This is a genomic window from Vibrio diabolicus (assembly GCF_011801455.1).
Lineage (GTDB): Bacteria > Pseudomonadota > Gammaproteobacteria > Enterobacterales > Vibrionaceae > Vibrio > Vibrio diabolicus.
In genome coordinates this window covers 1,242,803-1,256,735 of the sequence record NZ_CP042451.1, presented here as the reverse complement: position 1 = coordinate 1,256,735, position 13,933 = coordinate 1,242,803, and the positions used below count along the sequence as shown (strand labels likewise).

Genomic DNA, 13,933 nt, shown 5'->3' with positions numbered 1-13,933 from the left:
ATGAACAAAAATACCAGCCTAGTGCTGGTATTTTTTATCTGTTGTTTTTGTTTAGCTGAGATATTTTTTTATCCAAAGTCCCCTGCTCTATATCGGCTTTAGATCCTTTTGTTATGTAACAGATAAGAAAAAGGCTTGCCGAATTGGCAAGCCTTTCTGATGTTTTGCTATCGATTAACGATGCTTGTTACGTGCGCCTTGGTCACCAGCAGTCTTCTTCGGCTTACGACGAGAAGGGTTGTTGCTGCGGCCTTTTGGCGTGTTAACACGCTCTTCATGGCGCTTAACTGCGCGACGAATTTTTTGGCTGCGTGCACGCTCACGTTTGCGTGACGTGTTGTCTTTGTTCAGATCAAGCATGGTTTCTTTCTCTGGACGAAGCTCTACAAGCTCACGCAAGTAGTTTACTTCTTTCAGGTCAAGCTCCATCCAACCACCACGAGGCAGTTTCTTGTCTAAGAAGATGTCGCCGTAACGAACACGTTTCAGACGACTAACGGTACACTCTTGCGATTCCCATAGTCGACGAACTTCGCGGTTACGACCTTCGTTGATAACAACGTAAAACGTGTGGTTCATGCCTTCACCACCCGCGTAAACAACATCTTCAAAGCGAGCTAAACCGTCTTCCAGTTCAACACCTTTTACTAGATTACGAACTTTCTGTTCAGTTACTTCACCGAACACACGTACTAGGTATTCACGTTCAACTTGGCGGCTTGGGTGCATTAAGCGGTTCGCCAGTTCACCATCCGTTGTGAAAAGCAGAAGACCAGAAGTGTTCGCATCCAGACGACCAACTGAAATCCAACGAGAGCCACGAATTTTTGGCAGACGATCAAAAACAGTACGACGACCTTCTGGATCGTGACGAGTACACAGTTCACCTTCAGGTTTGTAGTACGCAAGTACACGACAAATCACTTCTTCTTGAATCTTTGCAGAGACAATGTGACCATCGATACGAACTACGCTGCTCTCGTCTTCAAGTCTTTCACCAAGCTTAGCGACTACACCGTTCACGCTAACGCGACCAGATTTAATTAACGATTCAATCTCACGACGAGAACCGTGACCAGCACGTGCTAATACTTTTTGTAACTTTTCGCTCATTTATCTACCTATGTGTCGTCTTCACAGACGTCTAGACCAGGATTGGTCTGTATTTTGCTAATTACCCATTTCAGTGGGATTTTTCGGTCCGACATTATACGTAACTTTCTCAGTTAATGTAAGCTAAATCGGCGCCATTCTCCACACCAAAAATTCACTTTAAAACGTCGAAAATATTTACTCTATTCTGCAACTTTTTTCCTACTTAATGCTGATATTGCCCAGCGAGAATCCCACTAATATCGGTCTTCTCGAGCCACTTTAACCGTGCAGTACCTGATAAAATTGTCAGGGTTACAACGATAACCACTTGGGGTGTGTTTACTGTTCGTGTTGCTTTAAAGGCAACGAAGAATAAACAGTCCCAGTTTGCTGCTAAGTAATACCAATCATCGTGGATAAATGAGCACTCATAGCAAGACAAGAAGCATCGGTAAGTCACTATTTACTATTAAAAATGACACTAACGTTATCGTGTATTTTAACTAGCTAGATTGGCTCTGCATTTTCGGCGATTGGCATAAATCAGACAAAAAGGAATAGAACAATGTCTATGCTAAATCTAGACCTAAATTGGATTTTTGGGACATCTCAAGATGACAATATGACCGGTACAAAAGGGTCTGAAACAACCGATATTTTCTTCGGCTTCTGTGGTGATGATAAGTTCGTAGGATACGGAGGAAATGATGTTGTCTTCGGGGGCTGGGGAGACGATACCTTGCTCGGTGGCCGAGGGAACGACTTTGTTTCTGGCGGCTTTGGCAACGACTTCCTATCGGGCGGATTAGGAAATGACAAGCTCTTTGGTGGTTGTGGCGATGATACAATTTTTGATTACTCAGGCAACAACTACTTGAGTGGGGGTTGGGGTAACGACACGCTCGTCGTTGGCGATGGTGAATCAGTACTGAGCGGCGGCTGTGGAGACGACACTTTCGTGCTTACAAACCGCCTGGCTATTGGTGTACCGGATCAACCTGTATCCTCCAATGATATTGATATTAAAGCCGATATTGTCGATTTTAATATTTTTCATGACAAACTTGTCTTCGATATGGGCAGAGACACCGACAATGATGGCATTCGAGATACGTTCTTGGATTCAGCGGATGATCTGACTTTATCTTATAATGAGTGTGGCTGGGCAGTATTCTCTAGTGATGAATACAATGTCGAAGTAACATTAAACGGCGTGAGCTCTGCATACATCAACTATGCTGAACAAAATGGTATCGACATTTTCGATTTCGCTTAATCTCAAACAGTTAAGTTCAATGAGATATTCGATATGACAACTAAAATAGGAGGCGCGATGCCTCCTATTTTGTTTGACGGTGGTGTACGTCTATTAGTCGAATTATTCGAATGGTGCCGGGTCACCTGATCCCAAACGCACCACAACAGGTTCACCTTCGCTAAAATCAATGACGGTCGTGGGCTGTTCACCTAAGTAACCGCCATTAAGAATCACATCAACCGCATGTTCTAGTTTATCGCGAATATCTTCCGGATCAGACTCTGTTACGTCACTGCCAGGTAGAATCAACGACGTAGACATCATCGGTTCACCTAATGCTTCCAACAAGTCCAAGGCAATTTTATTGTCTGGAACACGGATACCGATGGTCTTACGTTTCGCGTTCATCAAACGACGCGGCACTTCTTTCGTGCCTTTGAAGATGAAGGTGTAAGGACCTGGTGTGTTGTTTTTCAGTAGTCGGAATGCAGAGTTATCCACTCGCGCATATAGAGAAAGTTCCGACAAATCACGACACAGTAATGTAAAGTTATGCTTATCATCCAGACGACGGATCTGACAGATGCGTTCCAGTGCCTGTTTGTTCTCTAACTGACAGCCAAGTGCGTACCCTGAATCGGTAGGGTACACCACAACGCCGCCGTTACGAATGATTGCTACTGCTTGATTAATCAAGCGAGCCTGTGGGTTTTCTGGGTGAACGTAAAAAAACTGGCTCATTGTAATTCCTCATTATCGAGCCTCTCGGCTCTATATTCTTATGTGGAGCTTGAATGCCGCCTTGTTGTGCTTTATCAAGTGACTTCAAGATTCAAAGTGTTGTTCAGTTCCAACGACAAGGAAAGCCATATTAATACCCAATATACACTTTCCAGTTATTTGATGCTGAAACCCACGCTTTGAGGTTACTTTGATATATCCAACGAAGGATCAATACCCCAATCTTTCCAAACTGGTTCTACGCCTGCGGGCAACCAAAGGTTCCTTCCTAGCTCCATCCAAGGGGATGGGTAGTGAAAATCACTGCCTTGAGACGCTAATAGTTTGTATTGTATAGCATAATCAGCCAAGTTGCGCCTTTCTTGTTGCGCTTGCTGTGGCTGTGCAACTTCCATCGCATCGCCGTTTGCTTCTACAAACGCTGCTAGAAGACGCTTAATCCACTTCGCTGTCAACTTATATCTTCCAGGATGCGCTAATACCGCCAAACCACCAGCAGCATGGATAGCATCAACCGCATCTTTCATCGAGCACCAATTCGGTGGTACATAACCTGGGTTATTACGCGTTAGGTATTTTTTAAACACCATTTGCATGGTTTTTGCGTAACCATTATCCACCAACCATTTCGCGAAGTGCGCTCTCGTAACAGGCGCATCACCGGCGATCTGCCTTACTTCTTCGAGCACACCTTCCCGAGTTGCTTTTTGTAGTCGCTCTGCAATCAACTCTGACCTTGTTATGCGGTGCTGCTTCTGCTGCTCGATGAGGACGGATAATTGTTCATTTTCCGGATCGATATTCAAGCCGACAATATGAATGTCTTTGTTTTGCCAGACAGTCGATATCTCAATGCCGTTGATGATTTTGATCGGCAAATTATTGTCTTGAACGTGTTGCTTGGCTAACGCCAAACCGTCAACCGTATCGTGATCAGTGATCGCCAAAACCTCGATATCAAAACTCAGCGCCCTTTCCACTAAATCTTTAGGCTCTAACCGACCGTCCGATGCAGTGGTGTGACTATGTAAATCAATTCTCATATTTTTATCGTTTTAATGCTGTTTTGGGGTTGACTTTTTACTCTCGCACTAGTTAACTAGTACACAAATACAAAGTGCGTAATTTAAGGTTCACCATGTTACAAGAATTTAACCAAAACCAAAAAGCGAAAGTTGCGGTTTGTCTTAATAAGACAAACTCATCAGATCTTGCTTGGTGGCGCACTTGGACTAGTTCTTGGTGGGCAAACGTATACTTCTAGTTTATAGAACCAAACGTTGTAAAGCCCGCTACTTAAGCGGGCTTTTTTGTTTTGTTGCTCATTTCACATTCAACTGCCTAAACATTAATCGAATATGGCTAACTCTAGATTGGGAGAACGTTTGCTTTATGCGACTATGTACGGCAGGAAGATTTAGACAGCTACAAGGAGGTCTTGTGAATAAGGCCATAGAAATCAAGAAACTTGGATGCCTAGAAGTATTAAAGACTTCGGTTCCTTACACTCAAGACCCAACACGTTTGTTCCATACCATTTGTGAGAACAAAAGAGATAGCTTGCTTCTCGAATCCGCTGAAATTGATTCGAAACAGAATCTAAAATCACTTTTAATCGTAGATTCAGCGGTGCGCATCGTTTGTTACGGCCACACTGTAAACATGCAGGCGTTAACCAACAACGGTAAAAACCTACTGTCTCACCTAAACCAGAACATCCGTGGTGACGTTGAGAGTAAGTTCGATGGCGAAACGCTGACTTTGGAGTTTAGCCAGCCATGCGACACGTTAGATGAAGACTCTCGACTACGTGAAGCTTCTTCTTTTGACGCGCTACGTTTAGTGCAACACAGCTTCGATATTTCACAGCAAGACAAACACGCTATTTTCCTTGGCGGTCTGTTTGCCTACGACTTAGTCGCAAACTTCGAGCCGCTTGGTAATGCAGAAGCAACCAATCAATGTCCAGATTACGTTTTCTACGTAGCGGAAACATTGCTTGTTGTCGACCATCAAACGGAATCTTGCCAGCTTCAAGCGACGTTGTTTGTTGACGGTTCAGAGAAAACAGCGTTAGAGACTCGCATTGCAGAAATCAGCACACAATGTGCAGCGCCAAAACTACTGCCAAGCGCAAAACAAATCGCTGACGTAACGGTAGAACCTAGCGTATCTGATGCAGACTTCTGCCAAACTGTTCGCGACTTAAAAGAGTTCGTAGTGAAAGGCGATGTATTCCAAGTTGTACCATCTCGCCGATTCACTCTACCTTGCCCTGCTCCACTCGCGGCTTACAAAGAACTGAAACAAAGTAATCCAAGCCCTTACATGTTCTACATGCAAGATGAGCTGTTCACTTTGTTTGGCGCATCACCAGAAAGTGCGCTTAAGTACGAAACCGACACTAACCAAATTGAAATCTACCCAATCGCAGGCACTCGTCGCCGCGGTAAGCGCCCTAACGGCGAGATTGATTTCGACCTAGATAGCCGCATCGAACTTGAACTGCGTACCGACATGAAAGAAAACGCAGAACACATGATGCTCGTTGACTTAGCACGTAACGACGTCGCTCGTATTGCTCAAGCTGGCACACGCCACGTAGCAGACCTACTAAAAGTCGACCGCTACAGCCACGTAATGCACTTAGTATCTCGTGTGGTTGGTCAACTGCGTGAAGACCTAGACGCGCTGCACGCATACCAAGCATGTATGAACATGGGCACGCTCACTGGCGCACCAAAGATTCGTGCGATGCAGTTGATTCGCGATGTAGAAGGCGCACGACGCGGTAGCTACGGCGGTGCTGTGGGTTACCTTACTGGTGAAGGTACACTCGACACATGTATCGTAATTCGCTCAGCTTACGTTGAGAACGGCATTGCTCAAGTTCAAGCTGGTGCAGGCGTGGTGTTCGACTCTGATCCACAAGCGGAAGCAGACGAAACGCGCGGTAAAGCACAAGCGGTAATCTCTGCTATTCAAGCAGCGCATTCTCAACCTACGAACAAGGAGTAGCAGACATGGCGAACATCGTATTCATCGATAACTTTGACTCGTTCACCTACAACCTTGTGGATCAGTTCCGCTCGCTAGGTCACTCAGTCAAGATTTACCGAAACAACATCCCAGCAAAAACCATCGAACAAGCGGTAAACGAGCTTGAAAACCCAGTGGTTCTGCTATCGCCAGGCCCTGGGGCACCGTCAGAGGCAGGCTCAATGCCAGAACTTATCCTACGCATGAAAGGCAAAGTTCCGATGATCGGTATTTGTCTTGGTCACCAAGCGATTGTTGAAGCGTACGGCGGCACCGTCGCTGGCGCGGGTGAAATCATTCACGGTAAGGTCTCTATGATGGAGCACCAAAACCATGCGATTTACCAAAACCTACCATCACCACTTGCGATTGCACGCTACCACTCGTTGGTTGCGACCAAGGTTCCTGAGAGTCTAACCATCACGGCAGAAGTGGATGACTTGGTGATGTCTGTTGTACATGAAGAAGATAAAGTTTGCGGGTTCCAGTTCCACCCGGAATCTATTATGACGACCTACGGAGCGACACTGTTGGCCAATGCCATTGAATGGGCACTTGAAGAACAAACTTCCGCGAACCCACTCACTGCTTAAAAAGCACTTGGCACATAAGAAATTTAGGAGAGGAAATATGGAAGCAATCATCAACCCTATTATTACCAAACTGTACGAGCAAGAATCGCTTACTCAGGAAGAGAGCCAACAGCTATTCGACATCATTATCCGTGGTGAACTAGACCCAATTTTAATGGCGTCAGCACTGACAGCACTAAAAATCAAAGGCGAAACGCCAGATGAAATTGCAGGCGCGGCCAAAGCACTACTGGCAAATGCAAACCCATTCCCTCGCCCAGATTACGATTTCGCAGATATCGTAGGTACGGGCGGCGACGGTCACAACACCATCAACATTTCAACCACTGCGGCGTTTGTTGCTGCTGCATGTGGGCTAAAAGTAGCGAAACACGGTAACCGCAGCGTTTCAAGCAAGTCTGGTTCTTCTGACCTTCTTGATTCATTTGGTATCAACCTAGCTATGAGCGCAGAAGATACGCGCAAAGCGGTAGACGACATCGGTGTTGCTTTCCTATTTGCACCTCAATACCACGGTGGTGTGCGCCATGCGATGCCAGTGCGTCAAACCATGAAAACACGCACCATCTTTAACATTCTTGGCCCACTGATTAACCCTGCTCGTCCTAATATCGAATTGATGGGCGTTTACAGTGAAGAACTGGTTCGTCCTATCGCAGAAACCATGCTACAAATGGGTATGAAGCGCGCCGCTGTAGTACACGGCAGTGGCTTGGATGAAGTGGCGATTCACGGTGAAACAACCGTTGCCGAAATCAAAGACGGTAAGATCACAGAATACAAACTAACGCCTGCAGACTTCGGTCTAGAAGCACACCCACTAGAAGCGATCAAAGGTGGCGATCCTGAAGAAAACAAAGCGATCATTACCAATATTCTGACAGGTAAAGGTACAGACGCACAATTGGGCGCAGTGGCAGTGAACGTAGCTCTGCTAATGCGTCTATTCGGCCACGAAGATTTAAAAGCCAACACGCAACAAGCGATTGAGGCAATGAATTCAGGCAAGGCGTACCAATTGGTACAACGACTTGCCGCACACGCTTAAGGAATTGAAGAAGATGACTGACTTCAACACTCAGCAAGCTGACAACCTGTCTGAACACGTTTCTAAGAAAGAAGCAGAAATGGCAGAAGTACTGGCGAAAATTGTCCGCGACAAATATCAGTGGGTAGCAGACCGTAAGGTGTCTCAACCGCTAAGCACATTTCGGTCTGATTTGCTGTCATCGGACCGCAGCTTCTACGAGGCTCTGAGTAGCGAAAAGACGGCATTCATCACCGAATGTAAGAAGGCATCTCCTTCTAAAGGTTTGATTCGTGATCACTTCGACTTGGATTACATTGCATCGGTTTACAACAACCATGCTAATGCGATTTCAGTACTAACAGACGAGAAGTACTTCCAAGGTAACTTCGACTTTCTTCCTCAAGTGCGTGATCAAGTCAAACAACCAGTTTTGTGCAAAGACTTCATGGTAGACACCTACCAAGTTTACCTAGCACGTCATTACAGTGCTGATGCCGTACTTCTGATGCTTTCTGTCCTGAATGACGAAGAGTACAAAGCGCTAGAAGAAGCAGCTCACAGCCTGAATATGGGCATTCTGACCGAAGTCAGCAACGAAGACGAGCTTCATCGTGCCGTTAATCTAGGAGCACGCGTTATCGGCATCAATAACCGTAACTTGCGCGACCTAAGTACCGATTTGAATCGTACTAAAGAATTGGCACCGACCATTCGCGAACTGGCACCAAACGCGACGGTAATTTCAGAGTCTGGCATTTATACGCATCAACAAGTTCGTGATTTAGCGGAATACGCAGACGGCTTCTTGATTGGTAGTTCGCTGATGGCGGAAGACAACCTTGAACTTGCAGTACGTAAAGTGACGTTAGGCGAAAACAAAGTGTGTGGCTTAACGCATCCGGATGATGCAGCAAAAGCATATCAAGCTGGCGCGGTATTTGGTGGCCTGATTTTTGTCGAGAAGTCGAAGCGTGCGGTCGACCTTGAAGGTGCTCGCTTAACCATGAGCGGTGCTCCACTGAATTACGTTGGCGTTTTCCAAAATCACGATATCGATTTTGTTGCTTCAGTCGCAACCTCTTTGGGTTTAAAAGCAGTTCAGCTGCACGGTCAAGAAGACCAAGCTTACGTAAACCAACTCAAAGCCGAACTGCCAACAACAGTAGAAATTTGGAAAGCTTATGGCGTGACTGATGCCAAGCCAGAACTGCTTGCAGACCACATTGACCGCCATCTATTAGATGCGCAAGTTGGCACTCAAACTGGCGGAACTGGTCAAGTGTTCGACTGGTCACTGATCGGCGACCCAAGTCAAATTATGCTAGCGGGCGGACTGTCGCCAGAAAATGCTCAACAAGCAGCGACACTAGGTTGCTTGGGATTAGATTTAAACTCTGGTGTAGAAAGCGCGCCAGGCAAAAAAGATTCACAGAAGTTGCTCGCGGCCTTCACCGCCATTCGCAACTACTAAAGCTGGACATCAGCTAAAAAATTTAAAGCTATTCGTAGCGAAAAATACGAGAAGGAATATAACGATGGCAAAACTGAATGCCTACTTTGGCGAATACGGCGGTCAGTACGTTCCGCAAATTCTAGTTCCAGCACTGGAGCAACTAGAGCAAGCGTTTATCGACGCGCAAGAAGATCCAGAATTCCGCAGCGAATTCATGACGCTTCTTCAAGAGTATGCGGGCCGTCCAACGGCTTTGACTCTAACTCGTAACCTAACTAAAGGTACGAAAACCAAACTGTACCTAAAACGTGAAGACCTGCTTCACGGTGGTGCCCACAAGACTAACCAAGTGTTGGGTCAAGCGCTACTTGCGAAACGCATGGGCAAAAACGAAATCATCGCTGAAACTGGCGCAGGTCAACACGGTGTTGCAACCGCACTAGCGTGTGCACTGCTTGGTCTTAAGTGTCGCGTTTACATGGGTGCAAAAGACGTTGAGCGTCAAAGCCCGAACGTATTCCGTATGAAACTAATGGGTGCAGAAGTCATTCCTGTCCACTCGGGTTCAGCAACGCTTAAAGACGCATGTAACGAAGCGCTGCGCGACTGGTCTGCAACTTATGAAGATGCGCACTACCTACTAGGTACAGCGGCAGGCCCTCACCCATTCCCAACCATCGTGCGTGACTTCCAACGCATGATTGGTGAAGAAACGAAGAATCAGATTTTGGCACGTGAAGGTCGTCTTCCTGACGCCGTTATCGCGTGTGTGGGCGGTGGTTCAAACGCTATCGGTATGTTTGCTGACTTCATCGAAGAAGAAAGCGTTCGCCTAATTGGTGTTGAGCCAGCAGGTAAAGGTATCGATACAGACCAACACGGTGCACCACTTAAACATGGCAAAACGGGCATCTTCTTTGGTATGAAAGCGCCATTGATGCAAGATCCTAACGGCCAAGTTGAGGAGTCTTACTCTGTATCTGCGGGTCTTGATTTCCCTTCAGTTGGTCCACAGCACGCACACCTAAACGCAATTGGCCGTGCAGAATACGACAACGTAACTGACGACGAAGCGCTCGAGGCATTCCAAGAATTGGCTCGCAGCGAAGGGATCATCCCAGCTCTAGAGTCTTCTCACGCTCTAGCTCATGCATTGCGCATGGCTCGTGAGAATCCTGAGAAAGAACAACTATTGGTCGTAAACCTATCTGGTCGTGGTGACAAAGACATCTTCACCGTACACGCCATCCTAGAAGAAAAAGGAGTGATTTAATGAGCCGTTATGAGAAGATGTTTGCGCGTCTAAACGAAAAAAACCAAGGCGCATTTGTACCGTTCGTAACGGTTTGCGATCCAAACGCAGAACAATCTTACAAGATCATGGAAACCCTCGTTGAGTCTGGCGCAGACGCCCTTGAACTTGGTATTCCATTTTCAGATCCGCTTGCAGATGGCCCAACCATCCAAGGCGCTAACATTCGTGCGCTAGATTCAGGCGCAACACCGGATATCTGCTTCGAACAAATTGGTAAGATCCGAGCTAAATACCCAGATCTGCCTATTGGCCTTCTGATGTACGCGAACCTTGTTTACTCTCGTGGTATCGAGAACTTCTATGAGCGTTGTGCAAAAGCAGGCATCGATTCTGTTTTGATTGCAGACGTACCAACCAATGAAAGTGCAGAGTTTGTTGCAGCAGCAGAGAAGTTTGGTATTCACCCAATCTTCATCGCACCACCTACAGCCAGTGACGAAACACTGAAGCAAGTATCAGAACTGGGTGGTGGCTACACTTACTTGCTTTCTCGTGCTGGCGTGACAGGTGCAGAAACCAAAGCAAATATGCCAGTTGGTCACATGTTAGATAGATTAAACCAGTTCGATGCACCACCAGCGCTGCTTGGCTTCGGTATTTCTGAACCAGCACAGGTGAAACAAGCAATAGAGTCTGGCGCAGCAGGGGCCATCTCCGGCTCAGCTGTGGTGAAAATCATTGAAGCGAATGTCGAGCAGCCACAAATTATGCTCGATAAACTTGGTGATTTTGTGTCAGCGATGAAAGCTGCCACTCAGAAATAATTTCCATTTGATGTAACGCTATAGCGCCCGCTTAACATTCTGTTTAGCGGGCGTTTTCTTGTATGGCGTTTATACCATATCATTTTTTATTCAACGCCCGCACTTTCCAAACCAATCTAAAGCAGAGCAATCAAAGAGTGATAAACTTTGCCACTTAACCAGCACAAATAATAGCTAGAGCAGGATGCAGTAAGGTTGCACATGGAAGAAGTCAAAGCATTATTAGCCAAATGTCCTGTATTATCAGGGCTGCCCGAGAAAGGACTTAGTGAAGCAGCACAAATAGCTAAAGTTCGCTGTTTCGACGAAAAAGCACTGATTTGCAATAAAGGGGAACCTCAATCTTCTCTTATGGTCATTGCACAGGGTGCCGTACGAATTAATTCGATGAGTTCAAAAGGCAAAGAAGTCACATTAATGATTTTCGAGGCAGGAGGCTGGTTTGGAGACAATGTTTTTTCTCCCGGCATGCCCCGTATTTTTGGCGCAACCGCGCATTCGGGCGTGACCTTACTGGAACTACCTGGTGATAAGTTTCGCCAATTACTCGCCAAATATCCTCCAAGTTACCCTACGATTCTCGACTTACTTAGCCGCCGCTTATGGTCTGCCATTTCTGTTATCGAAGATGATGCGATTAGAGGAATCGAAGAGCGGATTGCAAGAAGGTTGCTGTTGCTTGCTGAATACCAACACAACCAAGCTATCAATACTCAGCCGTGTGTCGTGAGAGTGACTAGAGAGCATATCGCCAACATGATGGGGCTAACTCGTCAAAGTGTTCATAAAGTACTAAAAAATTTGGAGAGTATTGGGATGCTAGAACTGAAATATGGTTCAGTGACCATTACCAATCCAAAACGCTTAGAAGCGCACATAAAACAACTCGAACAATAGATCAAACAGATAGTTCATGTGTACACGCTAGCGAGAGATTGCCATCTTCTGTTCCTTAGTAACCAGGCGCACAACACCATTCGCTCTAGGCAAGTGGCGCTGTGACCCAAAGTTCATTGAATTGACTAAGCCACATTCAATTCAGATTTCAACTCACGTTTCAAAATTTTTCCTGTTGCACTCATCGGGAGATGCTCACGAATTTCAACATAACGAGGATATTTAAAAGAGGCTAACTGCTCTTTGCCCCACTTTTGTAATGTTTCCGCGTCAATGTACTCTCCCGGTTTAAGCACAACGTAAGCCTTTATCTCTTCGCCATACTCTTCATTTGGAATCCCTATCACCGCTACCATTGAGATTGCAGGATGAGTCATAAACACTTCTTCAATTTCTCTAGGGTAAACGTTAAATCCACCTCGAATGATCAGATCTTTCATTCTATCGACGATAAATAGATTACCTGAACTGTCAAAACGGCCAACATCACCAGTATGGAACCAGCCATTTTGTAGCGCGGATTCAGTAACTTCCGGGCGGTCAAGGTATCCCTTCATAACATTATGCCCACGTACAACAATCTCACCTTCTTCACCGATCGGTAGCGCATTGCCTTCAATGTCGACAACTTTTACTTCAACGCCTTGAATCGGTTGACCTACCGATCCTGGTATACGTTCCTGATCTAAATGATTAAAACATGCAATAGGACTTGTTTCTGATAACCCGTATCCTTCAAGAATTGGGACATTAAATTGTTCCTCAAAGGATCTAAAGATTTCGGTTGGCAACGGGGCTCCACCGCTGATAGCAACACGTAGTGAGGATGTATCAAATTGGTGTTGGACATGAAGCAAACCGATATACATCGTTGGCACCCCAGCAAACAACGTCACTTTGTGTTTTTCCATCAGCTCAAGAACATGTTTAGGCTCAAACCTAGGCACTAACACCAAGGTTGCCCCGCCCAAAACACTAGCATTTAAGTGGACGGTTTGACCAAAGGTATGAAATAAAGGCAAAGTTACTAAGTGAATATCATCGGCCTGGCTGCCCATAATGTTTTGTGCCACCAGAGCATTCATTATGATGTTCTGCTGCGTCAGTTCAGCTCCTTTTGGTAAGCCTGTCGTCCCTGATGTATACAAAATAACACAAGTATCATCCGCATTACGCGGTACATAATCTGACAATGGTTCTGCATCCGCTATAAACGCATTGAGAGTTGGCACACCATTCCATTCGTTTTCACTTTGAGATTGAGTCATCACGACCATATTTTCACATATATCAGCCTGCTCAAACGCTTTAACCCCCTCTTTTGCCATTGGCAGTTCTGCTGTCCCTTCAAAACAGAAGTAAAACTTCGCTTTTGAATCTTCTAAGTGATACTTAATTTCTCGCGCTTTCAAAAGCACATTTAATGGGACAGCAACCGCGCCAGCTTTTTGTATCGCATAATAAACAAACGCGAAAAAAGGAATGTTTGGGCATGAGAGCGCAATACGATCGCCCGGAACGACCCCTTTGTTGATTAAAGATGCCGCGATCTTTCCGGTAATCGCATCAAACTGCGCATAAGTTATCTCGACATCACCACATATCAACGCCGTCTTACCTGGTTTACTCGCAGCATTTCTTTGTAATGCAGCAGCAAGATTCATCATAATCGCTTCACCTCTTACTTGTTGATTTTCGTTTTATCGGCTCGGGAGCATTAACAGAGAGAGCACTCCCCTACACTAAAA

General features: G+C 45.8%; 13 protein-coding genes and 1 other annotated feature. Of the genes, 9 read left to right on the top strand and 4 right to left on the bottom strand.

The window, feature by feature from the left end:
- Window positions 1–174: 174 nt before the first annotated feature.
- Window positions 175–1,113: a 23S rRNA pseudouridine(2605) synthase RluB gene (gene rluB / locus FR741_RS05865; protein WP_005376798.1), complete on the bottom strand. Its 939-nt coding sequence runs from the start codon at window positions 1,111–1,113 to the stop codon at window positions 175–177.
- Window positions 1,114–1,660: 547 nt separating this feature from the next.
- On the opposite strand from rluB, the gene FR741_RS05860 reads away from it, so the two are divergent.
- On the top strand, window positions 1,661–2,371 hold the full coding sequence (locus FR741_RS05860) for a calcium-binding protein (protein WP_047009985.1): 711 nt from the start codon (window positions 1,661–1,663) through the stop codon (window positions 2,369–2,371).
- 102 nt (window positions 2,372–2,473) lie between these two features.
- Here FR741_RS05860 and FR741_RS05855 read toward each other — a convergent pair whose 3' ends face one another.
- Window positions 2,474–3,094 carry an L-threonylcarbamoyladenylate synthase gene (locus tag FR741_RS05855; RefSeq protein WP_167426416.1) on the bottom strand — a complete coding sequence of 207 codons (621 nt, stop codon included), beginning with the start codon at window positions 3,092–3,094 and terminating at the stop codon, window positions 2,474–2,476.
- A gap of 185 nt (window positions 3,095–3,279) precedes the next feature.
- Entirely contained in the window at window positions 3,280–4,137 is an 858-nt protein-coding gene (rnm, locus tag FR741_RS05850) for an RNase RNM (RefSeq protein WP_109169699.1), read from the bottom strand.
- 95 nt (window positions 4,138–4,232) lie between these two features.
- Here rnm and FR741_RS05845 point away from each other — a divergent pair, with 95 nt between their 5' ends.
- The 8 genes from FR741_RS05845 to FR741_RS05810 all read left to right on the top strand — a co-directional run bounded on the left by FR741_RS05845 (window position 4,233) and on the right by FR741_RS05810 (window position 12,185).
- Complete coding sequence (locus FR741_RS05845) at window positions 4,233–4,358, top strand: trp operon leader peptide (RefSeq protein ID WP_005394819.1); 126 nt, start codon at window positions 4,233–4,235, stop codon at window positions 4,356–4,358.
- Window positions 4,305–4,408 (top strand) — a sequence feature (Trp leader region). (Overlaps the previous gene by 54 nt.)
- A gap of 126 nt (window positions 4,409–4,534) precedes the next feature.
- Complete coding sequence (locus tag FR741_RS05840) at window positions 4,535–6,112, top strand: anthranilate synthase component 1 (protein WP_167426415.1); 1,578 nt, start codon at window positions 4,535–4,537, stop codon at window positions 6,110–6,112.
- Window positions 6,113–6,117: 5 nt separating this feature from the next.
- Complete coding sequence (locus FR741_RS05835; RefSeq protein ID WP_167426414.1) at window positions 6,118–6,726, top strand: aminodeoxychorismate/anthranilate synthase component II; 609 nt, start codon at window positions 6,118–6,120, stop codon at window positions 6,724–6,726.
- Window positions 6,727–6,763: 37 nt separating this feature from the next.
- Window positions 6,764–7,774 (top strand): anthranilate phosphoribosyltransferase, encoded by a 1,011-nt coding sequence (trpD, locus tag FR741_RS05830; protein WP_167426413.1) that lies wholly within the window; start codon window positions 6,764–6,766, stop codon window positions 7,772–7,774.
- Between the two features lie 13 nt (window positions 7,775–7,787).
- Window positions 7,788–9,227 carry a bifunctional indole-3-glycerol-phosphate synthase TrpC/phosphoribosylanthranilate isomerase TrpF gene (trpCF, locus tag FR741_RS05825; protein ID WP_167426412.1) on the top strand — a complete coding sequence of 480 codons (1,440 nt, stop codon included), beginning with the start codon at window positions 7,788–7,790 and terminating at the stop codon, window positions 9,225–9,227.
- Window positions 9,228–9,291: 64 nt separating this feature from the next.
- Window positions 9,292–10,482: a tryptophan synthase subunit beta gene (gene trpB / locus FR741_RS05820; RefSeq protein WP_005394827.1), complete on the top strand. Its 1,191-nt coding sequence runs from the start codon at window positions 9,292–9,294 to the stop codon at window positions 10,480–10,482.
- Window positions 10,482–11,288: a tryptophan synthase subunit alpha gene (gene trpA, locus FR741_RS05815; RefSeq protein WP_065646052.1), complete on the top strand. Its 807-nt coding sequence runs from the start codon at window positions 10,482–10,484 to the stop codon at window positions 11,286–11,288. The genes trpB and trpA overlap by 1 nt, the downstream gene beginning before the upstream one ends.
- A gap of 201 nt (window positions 11,289–11,489) precedes the next feature.
- Window positions 11,490–12,185 carry a Crp/Fnr family transcriptional regulator gene (locus FR741_RS05810; RefSeq protein ID WP_167426411.1) on the top strand — a complete coding sequence of 232 codons (696 nt, stop codon included), beginning with the start codon at window positions 11,490–11,492 and terminating at the stop codon, window positions 12,183–12,185.
- A gap of 125 nt (window positions 12,186–12,310) precedes the next feature.
- Here the strand turns inward: FR741_RS05810 and FR741_RS05805 are convergent, their stop codons facing one another.
- Window positions 12,311–13,852, bottom strand: coding sequence for a long-chain-fatty-acid--CoA ligase (locus tag FR741_RS05805; protein ID WP_167426410.1), 1,542 nt, complete (start codon window positions 13,850–13,852; stop codon window positions 12,311–12,313).
- Window positions 13,853–13,933: the final 81 nt, after the last annotated feature.